The following is a 19,657-nucleotide window of genomic DNA, read 5'->3' as shown; positions in this document are numbered from 1 at the left end:
GGGTGAATCCCAACGGCCGGCCCGGCCGGGTTCCTGGAGGCTGAGAGAGGGCTGGATCAGAAGAAGGTATTGAAGAGAAGCATGGCTTCGATGTTAAACGGTCGCGGCCCCGTGACCGGTTCGACCACGCCGAACGAGATGACCGAGTTGTTCTTGAAGAAGACGTTCACACCTTCGGTTAAACCAACCACTTGGCTTGTTGCGGTGATGTCTCCGCGATCGAACGGGTCATTGTGATTAAGCGCGATGTTGACATGCGTTTCGAGCGTGGGGGCGATCGACCGGATGAAACCGTTCGGGTTGGGGTTGCGATAGAGGAAGTAACCGAGCGAAAAGTCTTCGTACAAGATCGTCACATCACGCGAGCTGGTCGGGACGTCGATCGAGGTGAAGTTGATCGCGTACAGGTTGCCCCAGGTCCATTGCGCACCGAGGAACGGCTGCAAGTTGGTGTAGTGCAACCCTCGTAAGTAGTTTGCTCCGCCGAACGTGGCCGGGCCCGTGGGCATGGTGATTGCCAACCCGGTTGACAACACTCGCCCCTGCTCCCGATCGATCCAGAGCGCGTACTTGACGAAGGCCGACAGGTCGCCGAGCGAGGTGCTCGTCTGCCCCAGGTTGCGAATCGGGCTGTTGGCGGTCAGCGTATTGAGCGGAAGCCGCATGCCGAACGATGCGTTCTTGTCGAAGAATGTTTTCTCGAAACCAAAGACGTGTCGATAAGCCTGGATCTGTGAAAGCGGAACGTTAAACCGCTTGTTGATGGCGCCGTTGACGTCGTCGAAGAAGTTGAAGCTATAAGTGATCCGATCGACGGGCATCGGGGTTTGGTTATCGGCGATCTTGAAGTTACGTACGCTCGGCACGAATGCGGCAGACTTCATGCGTTCGGAGGGGAAGCGGGTCGGTCGATTCGGTGGTTCGGGCGGCGGCGGGGGCACGAAGCCTGGCTGAGTGGCCTGGAGGATCGCCAGTCGGGAGACAGGCGCCACGTCGCCGAACATATTAAGTGCGCCTTGCGGCTCGCCCAGCCCGCCACCCAATCCCGATGAGGCTGAGGGAGTGCTGGTGTCGGCCGCCGGAGGCGCACCTGCATTGGCTCCCTCGGCGCCGGCCGGTGGCGTTGCTCCTCCGCCGGCTGGTGGCGTTGCTCCTCCGCTGGCCGGTGGCGTTGTTCCTCCGGAGGCTGGTGGCGTTGAGCCATCGGCCGATGGGAACTGACCCGCCCCTGTATTATCCATTGAGGGCTGGGTTGACGGACCCACCGGCAAGGGTTCGCCGGGCCGAGGTGCCTCCATTGGGGCGTACTCGGCTGATGGCGGGGCCGCCATGGGAGCATAGTAGGGTGTCGGAGTTGCCATCGGCATCGTGGCCGGGCAGGAGTGCCTGGATGGAGTGAAGATCCTGACCGATTGGCCGCAGTGCTGACAGCTTGACGATCGGTTGCGCCAGGGCCATTCGAGGGCAGGCGCTGGAACGGCTGTCGAAAGCGCGAAGGCCGACAGCCCGAGGGTCAGGATCCTATTTCGACGTTTCCTCATCGGAATGAGTTCCCCCGTACCCCTGAACGCAGGTGGTCGGTGATGGTTTCGACTTCGTTCGACAGTTCATACCCAAATACCCAGCCTTCGAGCGGGGAGGTTGGGATTATGCTAGAATAATCGGTTGAATCAGTGGTCCTGATGACTCTTTTGTTGCCAATTGTTAAGGCAAGTCCATGCCTGAGAATCGGGCGGAATCGGTGGGTGTGTCACACACATGCGAGCGGGACAGTAGAATCTGTGCGATGTGAAACATGGCGCCGGCTCTCGAACCACGCAGGAATTCCCAAGGGGATGCGTTGAGCGTGTCACACCGGCGTGGGCATGAGTCGACGTGTCTCAGGTCAGCCTCGGAGATTTCCATCACCGAGGGGAGTGGAATCAGCTCGATGTACCGACATTGTTGGATTCGTGGCGGAGCTCTGTTCCTGATCTCCGCCGTGTGGGTGGTCCGGGCCGAGGCCCAGGCCAATCTCGGCGACATCACTCAGCCGATTCCCGTCGTCAACAGCGGAGGCCACTCCGCGCCCGTGCGATCGTTGATCTTCACGGCGGCCGACGGTTCGACGCTCCTCTCGGGCGGGATGGACAAGGTTGTCAACGTCTGGAATCTCGGCGATCCCCGCCCTCGTCTCGTTCAGACGATTCGTCCCCGAATCTGGCGGGGATATGCCGGTTCCATTTATGCAATGGCCCTCTCGCCCATGGCCGACGCTCGCGGTCAAAAGCTTTTGGCAATCGCCGGCATCGGTGTGGACAGCAATCGGGCCGAGATCAACCTTTTCCGGTTCCCAGGGTTACAACAAGGGACGACCGGAGAGGTGGATTCCCAGCTCCCGTCGGGGCCGCCGCGTGGTCACGGGATGAGTGTCATGTGCCTTGCCTTCGATCCCACAGGGCAGTTCCTGGCGTCCGGGAGCAATGACGCCACGGTCCGGATTTGGGGGCTGCAAACTCGGACCACAACCTCGGTGTTGACCGGGCACCGTGGTCCGGTCAACGCCTTGGCCTACGCTCCCAGCGGCCGCCGGCTCGTCACTGGAGGGGCCGATGGACTGCTCAACCTCTGGGATGTCGATCGCGGCGTCATCATCGCTACCGCGCGGCCCAATCCTGCGCGGCAGAATCTCAAGGATCCTGCCGGAGACGCCATCAACGCGTTGGTGGTCAGTCCCAAGGGAACCTGGGTCGTGATTGGGCGGGAGAATGGCGACCTGATTCGCTATGACCTGGCGAACCTGGCGAACGAGACACTGCTTCCCCGGGGGGAGAACGGCCAAGGGGCCGTCGAGGCGCTGGCGGTCAGCCACGATGGGAACAGGCTGGTGTCGAGCGTCCTCAGCCATCGCCTCGCCCGTCCTTCGGATCTCCCCAGCGTGGAGTGTGACGTCGAACTGCGATCGATGCCTCAAGGGGCCGTGCTGTCCAGGCTGGCCCGGGCCTCGAACCTGGTCTATGCGTGCACCTTCAGCCCCGACGACAAGCGGCTGGCGTTTGCTGGGGGGGATACGCAAGGGATCACGATTCGAGACCTCGCCGACCCGAATGGCGCACCCATCGAACTGGCGGGGCAGGGGAGCAGCCTCTGGGACATCGGGTTTGGTCCGGACGGCAGAACCGTCGGTTTCGCGCGGAGCCGCCCCGACCTGCCCGGGCCGGCTCCGAAGTACGAGGACTTCGACCTTAGAGGTCAGCGGGTCACGATGTTCGATCGGGGGGAGCTCAGCCGGTCCGTTCCCACGCTCGACGGCTGGAAGGTTCAACCCATCGATCCTTACACGCTCGACCTCCTCAACGCCCAGGGGCAAGGGTATCGGCTTAAGCTCGACCCGAATATCGACCGGCGCTGGTGGTCGTACAGCTTCATTCCGAAGAGCCCGACCCACCCGCTGCCGATGTTGGCCGTCGGCTCGGAAGTCGGCGTGATCTTCTTCCGGCTTCAGGATGGAGCACGGACGCGCATCTACGCCGGACACAGCGGGCCGGTTTATACCTTGGCTCCCTCACCTGACGGTGTCTGGCTGGCCACCGGTTCGGCCGATCAGACGGTCCGTTTCTGGCGTCTGGCGGGTTGCGACACGCTTCCGCCGCTGGGGGCTCGGTTCAACAAGGCGGACGGTGGCCAGGTCTCAGTGGCCGCAGTCGAACCGAAGAGCTTTGCCGAGGCCATGGACCTGCATGTGGGCGATGAGGTCCAGAAGTTCTACGTCGGTGGCAAGGAGGCGTCCGACGTTGGCCAGCTCGATTCGGTTCTCCCCAATACTAAGATCGAGTTCGTGGTCCAGCGGGCGGGCAAGCGGGTCGAACTGATCACGACCAAACGCGATGCTCCCGCCCTCTCCCTCTTCCCCGCGCTCGATCGCGAGTGGGTCCTCTGGATGCCTCGAGGCTATTACGACACCTCGGCCATCGGCGACCGCAAGTATCTCGGCTGGCACCGCAATCGCCTCGTCCCGACCGAGTCGACTGACTACTTTACGTTCGACAACTTCGAGAAAGAGTTGCGAAAGCCGATCGAGCTGGACCGACTGCTCCAGACGGCTGACCTGGGTGTGTTTGAACCTGCGGTGGGTGAGCCGGCGGTTCGCCAACCGGAACAGATCGTTGCCGAAGATCGGTTGCCGCGCGTGGAGATTGTCGGCCCCGCGCGGCCTCCCTTCGAGCCGCTTGTTGCGGCTGGCGGGGCGTTGCCCTTCCGGGTCCGCGCGACCACCGAGGACGGCGTTGCCGGTCGCGGCTTGATCAGCGCACTCCGTGTTCTGGTCGACAGCGGTAAGGTCACAGAGCTTTCGTTCAATCCGCCGGTCGCGGCCGTCGACCGTGAGGTTACGGTCAACGTGAACCCTGGGATTCACAAGGTCAGCGTGGTTGCGGTCAACACGCTGGCCAAGGAACGGACCCACGTTTTCGACGTGTTGGCCCCGGAACCCCCGAAGCCGGTCGAAGAGACGCCCCCCCGGCTGGTGGTCCTGGCGATCGGAGCCGACTCCTTTGGAGTGGGCGACTCGAGTGCGCCGCGGATCCCGTTCGCCAAGGAAGATGCCCGCGACGTCGGAGCCTTCCTCGGTGCGCCCGGCGGCACGTCACGATTCCAGCGCGTTGATGTCCGCCCGATCCTCGGCGCGGATGCCACCGCTGAGCGGATTCTCGCGGCGTTCAAGACCCTCACTGACGAACGCGAGCAAGGGGAACTCGGGCAGGGAGACGCCGTTTTCGTCACGATCGACTCCCACTTCCTGACCCTCGGCAAGGAAGCGACGATCCTCGGGACTGACAGTACGTTGGGTAAAGCGCCGACGTCATCGATTTCCACCACGGTGATCACCGAGACCTTAGGCCAGCTTGCCGACTACGGTTGCACCGTGATGCTCATGCTCGATACGCTCCACGAGAAACGGCCCGCGCCTCCGCAGACCAATCGCGGCCTGAACGAGTGGGCGCGGACGCTCTACCGCCGCAACGTCATCGCGATGCTCTCCTCAATTCATGGTCCGAGCCAGTCCGTCGTCTCTCGCGGCCACGGCGCATTTGCCCTGGGAATTCTCGACTCGCTGAATGTCCAGGGCCGGGCGCGACTGACCAGCGAAGCCGATCGCCCGCTGACCCTCTTCGACTTCCAGGACCGGGTCGCGCGGAACGTCCAAGGGGTGACCAATCGCCAGCAGCACGCCCGCTGCTACATCCCCGACGCGATCGCGAGCCAGACGGCTATCTTTGACCCCCCGACACGAAGTCAGCCCCGTCGGCTTCGCGCAGCAACGGAATAGGCAGGTTCGATCGAAGGTGTCCGGCGAAGGCAACGCTTGAGGCGACGCGCTGCTCTCGCCGGACGCTTGACCGCCGTGTGTCAAGGGAGTCGGTAATTCCCGAGCAAGGATGTTCAGGGCTGTCTGGATTTTCTCTACATCGATCAAGGGCTGCTCTGTTTGTCCCATCGCTGTGTGCATTCCGTCACTGGAATTGGGGCACCCGCGAGGTGTTTCCCGAGGTTCCGCCCCGCGTCGAGTATGAGATCACAGATTTCACTCCCACGATGCCTCCCTTACCGGCGTCACGCCGACGGCAGGCTCGCGTCGAAGAATTCCTTGAGCTTCGAGGTCGCGGGGATGACGAAGGCGTCCTTGTCGTAGAGGTCGTTGTGCGAGGCGCCCTCGACCCCAAACCACTCCTTCGGCTCCAGCGCGGCGATGAACGCCTCGCGCGCCATCCACGACGTGACGGCCTCCGTACCAACGATCAGCAGCAGCGGACGCGGCGCGATCATGTGGATGAACCGGAACGCGTCGAAAGACGCGATGCGGTCGACGCTGTTCCAGGTCAACGCCTTGGCTGAACGCGGATGCTGGGCGCGGGGGGTGCAGTAATACTCATAGCCTTCAAACGCATATGCGCCGCGGGCGCGGGCCTCCTCCTCCGTTTCCGGAAACAGCGGGAACCGACCCACGCCGTCGTCTCGCGCTTCTGCGGTGCGCGCGGCCGCGGCGGCGTCGAGCATGGATTGCATCACCGCACTGGGCTGCGTCCCATCGGAGCCGTGCCGGAAATGGCGGCCGATATCGACGCCACTTACCGTCGCCACGGCCTTGATGCGCTGGTCGGTGGCGGCGGCGGAGATCACGTAGCCGCCGGAGGCGCAGATGCCCAATGCACCGATCCGGTTCGGATCGACGGCGGGGTGAACGCTCAGGAAGGAGACGGCGGCCTTGACGTCCTCGACCCGGTGGGCCGGGTCTTCCAGACCCCGCGGTTCGCCCTCGCTCTCGCCCTGGTAGGCGGCGTCGAATGCGAGTGCAACGAAGCCCAGCCCGGCCAACTGCCGCGCGTAGAGGCCGGATGACTGCTCCTTAACGCCGCTGCCGGGGTGGCCGACGACGATCGCGGGCCGCGGGCCACTGGCGTTGTCTTCGGGCGTGTAGAGATGCCCGGCGAGCTTCAAGCCGGCGCTGTCGAACCTCACGTCTGTCTTCATGATCCCCCCTCCTGATCGAGTCGAAATACGGCGCGAAACGGAGCGACGTTTCACCTGTCCCAAGTCGACCAGAAAGACCGTCGAGGGGAGTAGACCGAAGCTGCCAGGTTCTTGCACGATCCTGCCAATTGCGACAAGATCGCACATCTTCGAGGCGGATGTGGTTAGGATGCGGCGATGGACGTCTCCCTGTTAAGAGAACTTCAGGAAGTCATCTCGCGGCAAGTGATGGCGGACGGGGCGGCGCATCGCGTCCTCCCGTGCGTCACGCTCATGTCGACCCGCGAGCCGACGCCGTCGATCGCGGAGGTCGCCGAGCCCATGTTCGCGCTGGTGGCGCAGGGTGCCAAGCGCATCGGGATCGCCGACAGGATCTTCGACTACAGGACCGGCCAGTATCTGATCGTTTCGGTCGATTTGCCGCTGAAGGCCCGTGTGGTTGAGGCCGCGGCGGAGGCGCCCTTCCTGGGGTTGGGCTTCACGCTGAGGCCGGAGGAGATCGCGACGCTGCTGCTGGAGACCGGGACTGCACAATCGAGTCGGACCGATCCGCCGGGCATTGCGGTCAGCGACCTCACCGATGAACTGATCGAACCGCTGATCCGTCTCCTCCGGCTGTTGGAGCGGCCCGACGATATCCCCGTGCTGGCTCCGGCCATTGAGCGGGAAATCCTCTGGCGGCTGATCAATGGGGCGCAGGGAGCGATGGTGAGACAGATTGGCCTCGCCGACAGCCGCATGGCGCGGATCGGGCGGGCGATCAAATGGATTCGCGATCACTACGCCGAAGCGATCCGGATCGAGGAACTGGCGCGCATCGCCTACATGAGCGTCACGTCCTTCCACCGGCACTTCCGGGGCGTCACCTCAATGACCCCGATTCAGTATCAGAAGCAGATTCGGCTCCAGACGGCCCGATCCCGGCTCATGTCGGGGGCGGAGAACGTCGCCGAAATCGGCTTCGCGGTCGGCTATGACAGCGCCTCGCAGTTCAGCCGCGAATATCGCCGGCTCTTCGGCCAGTCGCCCGGTACGGACGGCCGGAACCTACGCCAGTCGAAAGAGCCGGGCGTCGGCCCGCGCCAATGATTGATATGGTGGCCTCTGCCGCGCGCGGCGCCCAAACCCGAAGCCGAACATCTGCTCAGGTCCTACCTCCACCGATTCCGTTCCACAAGAGGTCGATAAAGCGCTCGACATGGCGCTCGCCGGCAGCGGCTGACTCCGGGTGGCCGCAGACACGTGTGAAGAACGCCCATCCGTGGAGCGCCCCGAGGATGGTCGAGGCCAGCGTCTCGACGTCGCATTTGGCCAGGCGTCCCCGGTCCTGGGCGCGCCGCAGCCATGTCGTGAGTGCGCGCAACGCCTGCACGTGCGGCGGGTCTCCCTTGTGCTCCCATCCGGTCTTCGCGGGCGAGATACCGGCGGCCTGCAACACTGCAAGCCCCTCCTCTAGTTCGAGAATGTAGGCGGATATCACCTTGCTGTGCTCTACGAGCTGCTCGTAGATCGGGCGGTCATCGGGACCGGCGTCGAGCGCGGCCACCCACGGGACCTTTTCGGGCAGGCCGAGCGCGGCGATCATCAACCCCTCCTTCGTGCCGAAGCGGTTGAAGAGTGTCGTGTGACTCACACCGAGTTCGCGAGCGACGTCTGCGGCCGACACGCCCGCGCCGCGCGTGAGGAAACAGCGGCGCGCGGCGACGACGATCTGCTCCTCCGAGATTCCCTTTTTTCTTCCCATAAGACCAGCATAGCCGACTTGACCCGACGGGGCGTGAAAGATATATTTCTTTCCAGAAAGAAACAAATAGGCCTCGGTCGAAAATGAAAAGCAAGAGCGTCGTCGTCGCGGCGAATGAGGCTCAGGACAACTCAGTGCAGGACGTCGCTCCCGACACGGAGGAGCACAATGCGGACGGCATTTGCGGTGTTCGTCGTTCTCGCCACGGCCCCGGCTTCCCTCGCTGACCCACGGCCAGCCGGCTTGCGCCCCGGTGCGACGGCCCTCCAATCGAAGTCGGGCCACTTCACCGCATTCGACGGCACTTTCGAGATGCCCTCCGACGACCCCAAAGAGGCGAAGGTTCGCGTCGCGGTGGACGTGGGCTCGGTGACCACGTCCATCGGGCTCTTGGCCCGCCACCTGAAGGGAGAGGACTTCTTCGACGTGGATCAGTATCCCTGGGCCGAGTTCGCCTCCGAAGCGGTCGCCCCCGGTCCCGAACCGGGCGTGTACCAGGTCGCGGGGCAACTCCAGCTCCACGGGGTCACGAGGCGCGTGGAGTGCCCGGCCCGGATCTCGGTCACGCCCGACGAGGTGGCGTTTGACGGGATGATGACAGTCCGCCAGAGCGAGTTCGGGATGGACGAGGGCGCGCGGAAGGCGAAGGATGAGGTGCCGGTGCAGGTGTCCTTCCGCGGCCGGTGAGAATAAGCACCGGGCCGCAGTACACGCCGTCGACTGTCTCATAGGATTGTATTGGAAAGGCATCATGATCTGGCACGAGTCATGGCCGTCCAAAGTACAGAGGAGCAAGCCATGTCCTACAGCATCTCGACCTTGCTGACCCGCAATCTTCACGATGTCTTCGGCGAAAACGACCCCGCGCGTCGGCGCGCGGCCATCGACGAGATCTTCACCGAAGATGGCGTGTTCTACGAGCCCAGAGGCGTCTACCGCGGCCGCGACGAGATCGATCGCGTCGCGGGCGAGATCAAGGCGACTCACCCTGATTTTCGATATCAGCCGATTGCCGAACCCGAGGAATTGGGCGACGGCGGGCGGATCCAATGGGTGTCGGGCCGCCCCGGTGAGGCGCCAGCTTACGCCGGGACTGATTTCATCATCGCCCGGGACGGCCGGATCGCCGCCCTTTATCTCTTTTTCGACAAGCTGCGATGATTTTTTTGATGCGGTGGCTCACGTTTGAATCGTGCAACACCGCACCACAAATAAAAAGGGACTGAGCGATGAAGGCGAGACGGAACGGGAAAACCATCGCTGGCTGGGTGTTGCACAGCTTGGTCGGCGGAGTCATGCTCCTCGCGGGCTCCGCGAAGGTCCTCGGCCTGTTCCCGCCGGAGCAGGTCGAGAAGCTCGGCCTGGGCGTGCCCATTCAAGTGATCGGTGCCGGGGAGCTGGTCAGCGCCATTCTCCTCCTCGTCCCCCGTGCCTCGTCCCTGGGCGTTCTACTGACCAGCGGCTTCTGGGGCGGCGCCATCTGCCTGCACATGTCCAAGGGCGAGCCGTTCGTGCTCCAGTCCGTCTTTCTCCTCCTGACCTGGGTGGGGGCGTACCTCCGCGTCCCGGGGACATTCGCCAGTTTTGCCGTGTACTCCCCGACAGACCGACCGGATCGAAAGGAGTAAACCGTGAACGGTGTCCTCTTCCAGCCCTTCCGCCTGCACGATCTGACCCTGCGGAACCGGATTGTCCTGGCCCCCATGACCCGTGCCAGGGCCGGGGCCGCTCGCCTGCCAAACCGCGTGATGGCTGAATACTACGCCCAGCGCAGTTCGGCGGGCCTGCTCATCACGGAAGGCGTCACCATCTCCGAGGAGGCCAACGGCTGGAACGAATCGCCGGGCATCTACACCGATGAGATGGCGGTGGGCTGGAAGCTCACCACCGACGCCGTCCATGACAAGGGCGGCGTGATCTTCCTCCAGCTTTGGCATACCGGAAGGGCCTCGCACAGCGGTTTCCACGGCGGCGATCCCGCCGTCGCCCCCTCGGCCATCAGGATCAGCGACGGGGAAATCCATACCCCGAACGGCAAGCAGCCGCATGAAGTTCCCCGGGCACTGGAAACGTCCGAGATTCCACGGGTCGTGGACGACTACCGGCGGGCCGCCGAACGAGCGAAACGAGTGGGCTTCGACGGCGTGGAACTCCACTCAGCCAACGGCTACCTGATCGACGAGTTCCTCCAATCGAAGACGAACGACCGCACGGATCAATACGGCGGCAGCGTCGAGAACCGCTATCGCTTCCTCAAGGAAGTGGTCGAGGCGGTCACGTCCGTCTGGCCCGCCCACCGGGTGGGCGTGCATCTCTCTCCCAACTCGCCGTTCAACGGCATGGGGGCGCCAGACTACCGGGAGCAGTTCACCTACGTCGCGGGCCAACTCGACGGCTTCGGACTGGCGTACCTTCACGTCGTCGACGGGCTCGCCTTCGGCTTCCACAACCTCGGCGAGCCGATGACGCTGGCCGAGTTCCGCAAGGTGTTCCACGGCCCGCTCATCGGCAACTGCGGCTACACCAATGAAACCGCAGAGAAGGCCATTGCCGCAGGAGATGCCGACCTGATCTCGTTCGGACGACCCTTCATCAGCAACCCGGACCTCGTGGAGCGGTTCAGGAACGATTGGCCACTTGCCGACGCGGCGCCGATGTCCGACTGGTCCGCATCCACGGGGGCCAAAGGGTACACGGACTTCCCGATTCACGCGTCGAAGTAAGGACGACGGCGTCATGGAGCCGAGCCGGTGCTCGGCTCCATGACGCTTGATTGGGCTGGTCGGTGTTGTGGAGGGAATCGCCCGTGGCGACCGGGAGGCTCATTGGCGGCGGGATCGTACTGCTACTGCACGAACGAGTAGGGGTTGGCCGAGCCGCTGAGCTTCACCATGATCTCGGGGTTGAAATCACAGCCGAATTAAGGCCGGCCACCAGGTAGGCGACAGTCCTTGTTTCGTGAGGTCTTCCTTTCTTCCGCCTCGACGCTCCGTGTCCCGTCACGTCTGTCGAGATGAGGTTTCAATCATTGCGACAAAAATGAATATGCAGACTAATATATATTATTTTGATAATATTTATTTAGGGTGGTCAGTATGGCTTTGTGGGGCTGCGAAGGTGTCTGGAAGGATTCCGCGCGAAGCACCGAGCTGGATAGGCGAGTCTTGCAAGAAGCAACGTCGTAACCGGTTCGCCTATCGCGTACCCAGTTGACCTCGGGCCGCACGCACGGCTATTGTTTTGCACTTGTCTTGCTCTGGCTCATGGCCCGATGGGGCCGCTCTGCAGCATCACGACCATACGCCATGCACGCCTCATCCGGAGGTTTCCGAAGTGCTGCTCGCGTCCGTCTCTCACCGCGCTGCTCCTGATTGCCGCAGCCTGCAAGATGAATGATTCCGAGGTCCGCTTCGGGGCATCGAGGACAAAACAATGATGGGAACGGTTTCCTTTTTCATCCTGGGCTTCGCCTGCTCATCGCTGGCCCAGACTCCCGACGTCTCAAGCAAGGACGAAATCGAGTCGCGAATCGACCGTGTAATCAGCGGCCTACTGCCCGAGGGGGATGCCCCAAAACGATTTGGTCCGAAGGCGGTCCTGAAGGATCGGATGGCGCACTACCACACGCCCGGCGTCAGCATCGCCGTAATCAACCGCGGTCGGATCGAATGGGCCAGGGGGTTCGGTGTGAAGGAATGGGGGAAATCCGACCCGGTCAGCGAACAAACGATTTTCCAGGCCGGCTCGATCAGCAAGCCGGTCTTCGCGATGGCCGTCATGCGGCTCGTCCAGGATGGCAAGCTTGACCTTGACGAAGACGTCAACCGGTACCTGAAGTCGTGGAAGGTACCGGCCAATGGGTTGTGGCAGCCGAGGGTGACACTCCGGCAACTCCTCAGCCACACGGCCGGTCTGACCGTCCATGGATTCCCCGGATATGCCCGGACCGAGACGATCCCGTCCGTCGTCGATGTTCTCAATGGCCGCCCTCCCGCCAATACGAAGCGAGTCTTCGTCGACATCTTGCCCGGCAGCCGATTCCGCTACTCGGGCGGAGGGACCACTGTGGCCCAGCAACTCGTCGTCGATGTTCTGGGACGCCCCTTCCCAAAGATTATGCAAGAGTTGGTGATGGCCCCCCTCGGGATGAAATCCAGCACCTATGAACAGCCGCTGCCCGACGACTGGGCCGACGCTGCGGCGACGGGCCACCCCTCGCGGAACCGGCAGGTCGAGGGGGGATGGCACGTCTACCCCGAGATGGCGGCGGCCGGGCTCTGGACGACACCCTCTGACCTGGCCCGCGTCGGCCTTGAAGTCCAGCGAGCGCTGAAGGGCGAGTCGGATCGGGTCCTCGACTCGGACAAGGCCGTCGCGATGCTGACGCCCGGGATCGACGAGAAGATCGGCATCGGCTTCTTCCTGTTTGGCAAAGGCAAGACCGTTCGCTTCGGCCACTCCGGCGCGGACGAGGGCTTCGTCGCCACGATGACATTCTCCAAGGAGGGGGGCATCGGGGCCGTCGTCATGTTGAATTCCTACGACGGAATCCCCCTCTTGAGCGAGATCGAGCGGGCGATCGCACGGGAGTACGATTGGCCCGGCTACTTCCCGGACGAGGCGCCGGAGAAGCCGGAAACGCCCGCGTCCGAGACGCTCGACCGATACGTTGGCTCATACGTGACAAAGTCGAAGCTGGTCTTTACAATCGCTCGAGGAGGCGATGGCCTGCTCCTGAAGTTCTCGAATCAACCCCCGCTCGAGCTGGCCGCCGAGTCTGAGACAAGATTCTCGACGACGGCGATCAACGCCCAGGTTACGTTCGAGAAGAATAAGGAGGGGAAAGTGACGGGACTCCTCCTCGAGCAGGACGGGACGCCGACGGCTGCTGAACGGGGACCATGATCCCGTTCGATACGTTGCGCAGTAACTCTCGCTTCTCCAGTTCCGGTTTTCAATGCCGAATTCGATCAGAGCCTTTTTTCAGGTCTCGAACGTCAGATGATTCATGACCTTCGAATCTCGATCCTTCACGATTCGCTTGACTGTAACACTGATTGCTCGGCCTGGTCACAGACCGGGCTGTCTGTGTAGCGAAATCTGGTTTTGCTTGTGTGCGAATTGTCCCTTCGTGAAAATTGTGGGTTGTGTCGGCAGTCACAACTGGTCCTGAGACAGGCTCTGGAGAATTTTCGACAATCGATTTCGGTCGCCCTCCGGTAGCGGCAGAAGCGGGGACCGCAGCGGACCAGGGTCGAAACCGAGTAAGTCAAGACCCGCCGCGACAGTGCGGGGCAGACCGCCCTGGACGATGAACTCCAGCAAAGGCATCTGGCGGTAGTACAAGATTCGGGCGAGTGCGAAGTCCCCGTTCTCTACTGCTGCGTAGAGGTCCAGCGTGAGTTGCGGGATCAGGTTTGGGGCGGCGGTGCACCATCCCCTCGCCCCCGCTGCAAACGCGGCCAGAGCGAGCGGATTCGAGCCGTTGAAGAACGCCACGTCATCTCCGGCGAGTTTGACGAGTTGCTGCATCCGGCGCACGTCGCCCGTACTCTCCTTGACCATCGTAACGTTCGGGATTTCCAGCAAGCGGGCCAAAAACTCGGGTCGCATGTCCACCCCGCCGGTGGCAGGATTGTTGTAGGCCATGATCGGCACTGAGATCGATTCAGCAACTCCTTGGTAGTGCTTGAACACTTCATCTTCGGTAAGCTTCCAATAGCTCATTGGGATGAGCATGACAGCAGTTGCCCCGGCCTGTTCGGCATGCCGGGCGTGGTGGACTGCCCGCTCGGTGGTGAGAGCGGACACCCCGACCAGGGTTGGGAGCCGGCCAGCGACATGCTGCACCGTCGTTTCGGTCACCGACTCCCGCTCCTCATCGGAGAGGTAGGGCAAAATCCCCGCACTCCCCAGTGGGGCGATACCGTGGACTCCGGATCCGATCAGTCGATCCAGGAGCGACTTGAACTTGTCAATGTCGACCGATCCATCTTGCCGGAGCGGGGTGATTGGGTAAGCGATAATGCCTTTGAAGGGAACGTTCCGGGCCATCACTTTCCCCCTTCCGCGACAGGGGCGTCGCTCTTCTTCTGAGCCTCCTCGCGGAGGGCCACCCCGCCGAGGTTTTGAAGCAATGGGGCGTTTTCGCAAGCGAGGTAGCGAGCCCAGGCCGCTGCCGGTATTGGTATGGCGGTGCCATGCCCAGACCGGGATGTACACTGCGTCGCCGGCCTTCCACTCGATCTTTCGGCCCTGTACTTCCGTGTGTCCTGTGCCTTCGAGGATATAAAGGACTGTCTCGTAGGTGTGCCGGTGCATGTTGGACGACTGCTCCGGATCAAGCCAACCGATGGTCATGCTGATCGAGTGAGTCGGCAGATCCACGAAGAACACGGGGTGTTTCCGTTGGGACGAGTAGTCACCGTGCTTGCCGGCTGCTTCGACGGCGGGGTGGTGCAGTCGGTCGGGGATACGGACGTGCGGGGTGGGCGGGGTCTTGTCGAAGTCCGCCGATTGGTACTTCGCTGTTGGGGCGTCGGCTGGAGAAGTCATGCAGAAGCTCCTGATTGAATTCCGTAAATGGGCTATCAAGGGATCGTTGCCAATGTTTTGACAACGGTATCTTGAAGCTCTAGGATTGATTGGTCCAATACTTTGTTTTTATCGTATTGATTGCTGGCAGCTATCAGTGGGTTCCATGGAACTTCGCCACCTGAGGTACTTTCTGGCGGTCGCCGACGCTGCTCACTTCCGGCACGCGGCAGAGTCGTTGCACGTCTCGCAGCCAACGCTGTCGCTGCAGGTGCAGCAGTTGGAGAAAGAGTTAGGCGTACCGCTCTTCGATCGGATCGGTCGAGGGGTGCGACTTACCGCCGCCGGGGAACTTTTCCGCAACCATGCACGACGAGTGCTCAGGGAACTGGAGGAAGCCCAGGCCGGTCTTGACGAACTCGATGGTCTCAAGCGAGGGCGGCTTGCGGTCGGCGTCGTTCAGACGGTGAACGCCTACCTGATCCCTGTCGTGGTGGCGGAGTTCTCGGCCGCGTATCCCGGCGTCACTCTCCTCGTTGAGGAATTGTCGGCGTCCGGTGTCGAGATCGGCGTATCGGAAGGTCGGCTCGACCTTGGAGTGTCGTTCGTACCACCTGCGGATACGGGGCTAGACGCGGAGCTCCTCTTTGAAGAGGAACTGGTCTTAGTCATTCCCAGGCGGCACCCGTGGTCAAGGCGGCAAACGGTGCGGGTGTCTGAACTTGGAAACGAGCCGCTTATGGTGATGCCTCGCGGGTTCTACACCCGGCAAATGGTTGATGAAGCCTTTCGAGTGGCCGGCATCTCGGCCAAGGTTGTCGTGGAGATGAATTCGGTGGCGGCCATCGTCGCGACAGTTCAACGAGGTGGTCACGCGACAATACTGCCGTTGCTTGCGATCCCCGACAAAGTCACACACGTCAGGACCGTCCGCCTGGAAGGTCCGACGCCAAGCCGTGAGGTCGGGTTGCTAATGCGGAAGGGAGGCTTTCCACTGCGAGCCAGGGATGCTTTTGCTTGTGTGATGCGGTCGGCGGCGCAACGGCGTAAGTGCAGCTAGTGTCCCGAGTTGGGGGATCGTCGGTCAGCCTTGTGTAATTGGATTTATCATTATGTCGTCCTGTGAATGAGACGGATGATGAGCAAAGGCGGTCGTCCCAAAACCTCCCTTGCTCTGAGTGACGACGAGCGGCAGAAGCTCGAAACCTGGGCGAATCGGCCGCAAAGCATTCTGCGGCGACTGCCGGCATGAACTTGGGCCTGTTCGCAAATTGCCGCTTTCTGAAATTTATAATGCGGTCTAGATTTTCGTCTGGACCACCGAACATGAAAGTCTACTTGTATGGCTGTTATTTCGGGTCTGGCAAGAAGTAATTGCTGTTGTGAGATATCGTCTTGTCGGATCGAGAGCCTGCTAGCGTGAGAATAGGTTTGTCTTTGCCAGGTCGATCACTTCGTCGCCTCGTCCGCTGAGGACGGCGCGAATCATGTAGAGGCTGAAACCGATCGCCTGGGTTGCGGTGATTGTCGGAGGCATCGCAAGCTCCTGCCGGTTGACGATCACCTCTACAAGGCACGGGCCCTCATGGGCAAGCGCCGCTTCCAGCGCCGGTTGAAGTGCTTCCGGCGCTTCCACGCGAAAGCCGAGAATCTCGGCGGATTCCGCCAGCTTTGCGAAGTTGGGATTAACCAGCTCCGTGCCGTAATCGAGCAATCCGGCGGCCTTCATCTCCAGTTCGACAAAACCGAGTGAGCTGTTGCTGAAGACGATCACCTTGACCGGAAGCTTGAGCTGTCTCAACGTCAACAGGTCGCCGAGCAACATCGCCAGGCCGCCGTCGCCGGAGAGACTGACGACTTGTCGATCAGGAAATGCGGCTTGGGCACCGATGGCCTGGGGAAGCGCATTGGCCATGGAGCCGTGGTTGAATGAACCGAGCAAGCGCCGCTTGCCATTCATCCGCAAGTAACGCGCGGCCCAAATGGTGGGCGTACCCACATCGCAGGTGAAGATGGCGCTGTCTGAAGCAAGCTCGTTCAAGACTTTCGCTACATACTGCGGATGAATCGGCGTGCGTCCCGGTTCGCCTGTGGCCAGCTCGTCAAGCCCCTTGCGAGCCTGTCCGTAGTGCTTGAGGCAGACATCCAGATAGCTGCGATCTGCTTTATCGTTCACCAAGGGAGTGAGCGCCTGCAACGTTTCTTTCACGCTGCCGACGAGTCCGACATCCACGGGGGTGCGGCGACCGATCTGCTCGCCACGCAGATCCACCTGAATGATCGTCGCGTCTTTGGGATAGAACTGCTGGTAGGGAAAGTCGGTGCCGAGCATCAACAACGCATCGCAGTTCATCATCGTATGATAACCCGATGAGAAGCCGAGTAGCCCCGTCATGCCGACGTCGTACGGATTGTCGTACTCGATGAATTCCTTCCCGCGCATCGCGTGAACGATCGGTGCCTTCAGCCGGCCGGCGATTGCAATCAGTTCCGAATGAGCGCCCGCACAGCCCGCACCACCGAGAATCGCGACCTTTTTCGCACTGTTCAGTAGCGCTGCCGCCTTTTTCAGGGCATCAACAGGGGGGAGCGTGGTTGATGCGGAATCGCCAAGTCCGAGAGAGAGCGGCGGAGACGGACAATCGCGCAACGCGATGTCACCGGGAATGATCACGACAGCGACGCCCCGTTTGGCGATCGCGGCTCGCATGGCGATGCCGAGGACGCGAGGAATCTGTTCGGGCTGCGAGACCAGTTCGCAGTAGTGGCTGCAGTCCTTGAACAAGTGCTCAGGACTGGTCTCTTGGAAATAGCCGCTGCCGAGTTCGCTGCTGGGGATCTGAGCCGCGATCGCAAGGACCGGGACGCGATTTCGATGACAGTCATAGAGACCGTTGATGAGGTGAAGATTTCCCGGTCCGCAACTGCCTGCGCAAACGGCGATTTCCCCTGTGAGGTGCGCCTCCGCACCGGCGGCGAAAGCCGCGACCTCTTCATGGCGGACGTGTACCCAATCGATCTTTTTACTCTTGCGGATGACATCGGTCAGGCCGTTGAGCGAGTCGCCGACCACCCCGTACACCCGCTTTACCCCGGCCGTGATCAATGTCTCGATGAACACGTTGCTGACGGTTCTCGGCATGGCTTCCTCTCCGTCGAAAGAGGGGTCACTCATTCCTGCGACACGCAAGCGTTGGCTCGATCGGCTGCCCTGTTCGAAATTCAGGATAACCGATAAGGGCCATTGCTGTCTCGTCAGGCGAAATGCCGAGCCCGGGCATTGGCCCGATGGGGCGGGTCTACATTTCACGCTCAAGCGTTGCAGGCAAAAGGAGGGATTGGGACAGGCGAGGGGACTAAGTTTGAGCCGAGACTCGCAGGAGTCGCCCGGCCGTCATTCATCATTTGGGGATTGCCGGTTGGACTACTCAGCGACCGGGCGCAATTTAAAGGAAGAACATGTCGACCTGCTCAGGAGGCGTCGTTCGCCACCGTTTCGGAACGGGTGGCGCGCGTGGGTTTGGTGGGCTGGCCGTGCTTGGTTCCGGAAGCCTCGTTTGCAACCTCCCGGGCGGAGTCGATCCGGACGTTGGCGGGGACGGCGGCGGTGGTCCGGGTCGACATGCCGAGGAGCCGTTTGACGGCCCGTGCACTCTTGGGATGGCGGAGTGAGGCACAGCGCAAGGCGCAGGCGAGCCAGGCTCGTGCCAGCTCCAACTCGCGGCGGAGAACCTCTGAAGTGGTCTGGCGCGGAGCGTCGGGGGCGAGCGTGTCCGCCTCGTAACCGTGCGCAATCAGCCACTTGTCGCAGAGTCGGGAGAGGATAGCACGCTGGCCGGGCGTTGCGTGGGTTCGCCAGTTACCGGGCCGCCCTTCGCGGAGATGGTTCCAGTGGAGCAGGGTCTTCTGGTCGTAGTACTGCAAGTTTGACGGGTCGTTCAGGTCGACCCCCTGAGCCTGAAGGCGCTCGACCAGCTCAAGTGTCCGGCGGCGATTGGTCTGGAACGAGTATTCGCCCGCCACTTCCACCGCTTCGTCGCGGCTAAGCTCCAGGCCGAGATGGGCTGCCAGTTCCATGACGCCGGTTACCGGGTCTTCGACCAGGTTCTCATAACCTTGGACGACGACGCCGGGCTGCTTCGACCAGAACCGGTCGTTCGCGAAGATCTGGTGGATCATTCCCTGGCGGACCAGTTGCTCGAAGGTCACGCCCCGCTTGTGCATCAGCGAAAAGACGACGTCGCGGACGTCACGATAGGCGTAAACCGCGATCGCCTGCCGATCGGTAATGGCACGGGCAAAGCTTCGATCCCCTTCGTGCGACTTCAGGACGCTCCAGCCCGCATCCTGCTCGCCGGATCGATACCTGGCGGTGAATTCCTCGCCCGTCAAGTAACCGAGGCGCTCGCCCCCCCGGTGCTTATCGAGGAGATGCGTGATCACCTCGTATTGCCACGTCGAGCAGGCGCGGTACATGCCGGCACACAGGACGTACATTTTTGCAATCCTTCATGCTAGCCGAGGCCGTAAAACGGCCTCGGCCCGATTGGGGGGCGCAGCGACAATGGTTTTCGTATCGGCTGCGCGGAAGGTTGCAATCAAATCTATTTCTCGCTTTTTGGCGAAGATTCCTCGATTTCTGGTTTTGCAGGCACGGATAGCTCGATCAATGGGAAAGAGACAACCGATGCCTGGATCTGCGCGTTCTGCGTCAGGTTGGCAGTAGGGCGAAATGAGGTGATTTGGGCATTCGCCCCCGTGCGCATGACGAGCTGGGGGAAGTTCGCGGCAAGTCTTGGAACGGTCACGCTCGTGTACCATCGCAGCTCATCGGTCGTGATCAAGCCGTCGCGGTTCTTGTCGGCGGAG

Annotated in this window: 14 protein-coding genes and 1 pseudogene; 8 read left to right on the top strand and 7 right to left on the bottom strand. The window is 62.0% G+C overall.

The window, feature by feature from the left end; translation table 11 throughout:
• Window positions 1-56: 56 nt before the first annotated feature.
• Window positions 57-1,361: a hypothetical protein gene (locus tag SINAC_RS30865; protein ID WP_244884912.1), complete on the bottom strand. Its 1,305-nt coding sequence runs from the start codon at window positions 1,359-1,361 to the stop codon at window positions 57-59.
• 569 nt (window positions 1,362-1,930) lie between these two features.
• Here SINAC_RS30865 and SINAC_RS30860 point away from each other — a divergent pair.
• Window positions 1,931-5,308, top strand: coding sequence for a hypothetical protein (locus SINAC_RS30860; RefSeq protein ID WP_015249474.1), 3,378 nt, complete (start codon window positions 1,931-1,933; stop codon window positions 5,306-5,308).
• 284 nt (window positions 5,309-5,592) lie between these two features.
• On the opposite strand, the gene SINAC_RS30855 is transcribed toward SINAC_RS30860, so the two are convergent.
• A complete protein-coding gene (locus tag SINAC_RS30855) occupies window positions 5,593-6,510 on the bottom strand; it encodes an alpha/beta hydrolase (RefSeq protein WP_015249473.1) in 918 nt (305 codons plus the stop codon).
• 177 nt (window positions 6,511-6,687) lie between these two features.
• Between SINAC_RS30855 and SINAC_RS30850 the strand changes: the two genes are divergently transcribed.
• Window positions 6,688-7,599 carry an AraC family transcriptional regulator gene (locus tag SINAC_RS30850; protein WP_015249472.1) on the top strand — a complete coding sequence of 304 codons (912 nt, stop codon included), beginning with the start codon at window positions 6,688-6,690 and terminating at the stop codon, window positions 7,597-7,599.
• Between the two features lie 55 nt (window positions 7,600-7,654).
• Here the strand turns inward: SINAC_RS30850 and SINAC_RS30845 are convergent, their stop codons facing one another.
• A complete protein-coding gene (locus SINAC_RS30845; protein WP_015249471.1) occupies window positions 7,655-8,320 on the bottom strand; it encodes a TetR/AcrR family transcriptional regulator in 666 nt (221 codons plus the stop codon).
• 102 nt (window positions 8,321-8,422) lie between these two features.
• Here SINAC_RS30845 and SINAC_RS30840 point away from each other — a divergent pair, with 102 nt between their 5' ends.
• From SINAC_RS30840 to SINAC_RS30820, 5 genes are all read left to right on the top strand, one after another.
• Window positions 8,423-8,941 (top strand): YceI family protein, encoded by a 519-nt coding sequence (locus SINAC_RS30840; protein WP_015249469.1) that lies wholly within the window; start codon window positions 8,423-8,425, stop codon window positions 8,939-8,941.
• 111 nt (window positions 8,942-9,052) lie between these two features.
• Window positions 9,053-9,415, top strand: coding sequence for a nuclear transport factor 2 family protein (locus SINAC_RS30835; protein WP_015249468.1), 363 nt, complete (start codon window positions 9,053-9,055; stop codon window positions 9,413-9,415).
• A gap of 68 nt (window positions 9,416-9,483) precedes the next feature.
• A complete protein-coding gene (locus tag SINAC_RS30830; RefSeq protein WP_015249467.1) occupies window positions 9,484-9,882 on the top strand; it encodes a DoxX family protein in 399 nt (132 codons plus the stop codon).
• 3 nt (window positions 9,883-9,885) lie between these two features.
• Window positions 9,886-10,977, top strand: a complete 1,092-nt coding sequence (locus tag SINAC_RS30825) for an alkene reductase (RefSeq protein WP_015249466.1) — start codon at window positions 9,886-9,888, stop codon at window positions 10,975-10,977.
• A 709-nt stretch (window positions 10,978-11,686) separates the two neighbouring features.
• Window positions 11,687-13,159, top strand: coding sequence for a serine hydrolase (locus tag SINAC_RS30820; protein WP_020466346.1), 1,473 nt, complete (start codon window positions 11,687-11,689; stop codon window positions 13,157-13,159).
• Between the two features lie 252 nt (window positions 13,160-13,411).
• Here the strand turns inward: SINAC_RS30820 and SINAC_RS42085 are convergent, their stop codons facing one another.
• Both SINAC_RS42085 and SINAC_RS42080 read right to left on the bottom strand, forming a co-directional pair.
• On the bottom strand, window positions 13,412-14,308 hold the full coding sequence (locus SINAC_RS42085) for a dihydrodipicolinate synthase family protein (RefSeq protein WP_026012021.1): 897 nt from the start codon (window positions 14,306-14,308) through the stop codon (window positions 13,412-13,414).
• Window positions 14,308-14,809, bottom strand: a pseudogene (locus tag SINAC_RS42080) (cupin domain-containing protein). The gene SINAC_RS42085 and the pseudogene SINAC_RS42080 overlap by 1 nt, the downstream one beginning before the upstream one ends.
• A gap of 145 nt (window positions 14,810-14,954) precedes the next feature.
• Here SINAC_RS42080 and cynR point away from each other — a divergent pair.
• A complete protein-coding gene (cynR, locus tag SINAC_RS30810; RefSeq protein WP_015249463.1) occupies window positions 14,955-15,848 on the top strand; it encodes a transcriptional regulator CynR in 894 nt (297 codons plus the stop codon).
• Between the two features lie 354 nt (window positions 15,849-16,202).
• On the opposite strand, the gene poxB is transcribed toward cynR, so the two are convergent.
• Together poxB and SINAC_RS30800 are read right to left on the bottom strand one after the other, a co-directional pair.
• Window positions 16,203-17,930 carry a ubiquinone-dependent pyruvate dehydrogenase gene (gene poxB, locus SINAC_RS30805; protein ID WP_015249462.1) on the bottom strand — a complete coding sequence of 576 codons (1,728 nt, stop codon included), beginning with the start codon at window positions 17,928-17,930 and terminating at the stop codon, window positions 16,203-16,205.
• Window positions 17,931-18,259: 329 nt separating this feature from the next.
• The gene (locus SINAC_RS30800) at window positions 18,260-19,285 is read right to left on the bottom strand and encodes a sulfotransferase domain-containing protein (RefSeq protein WP_015249461.1); all 1,026 of its coding nucleotides are present in this window, start codon (window positions 19,283-19,285) and stop codon (window positions 18,260-18,262) included.
• Between the last annotated feature and the right edge of the window lie 372 nt (window positions 19,286-19,657).

This window comes from Singulisphaera acidiphila DSM 18658 (genome assembly GCF_000242455.2).
Lineage (GTDB): Bacteria > Planctomycetota > Planctomycetia > Isosphaerales > Isosphaeraceae > Singulisphaera > Singulisphaera acidiphila.
Note: the sequence above shows the minus strand (reverse complement) of the source record. Positions and strands in the feature narration are given on the sequence as shown.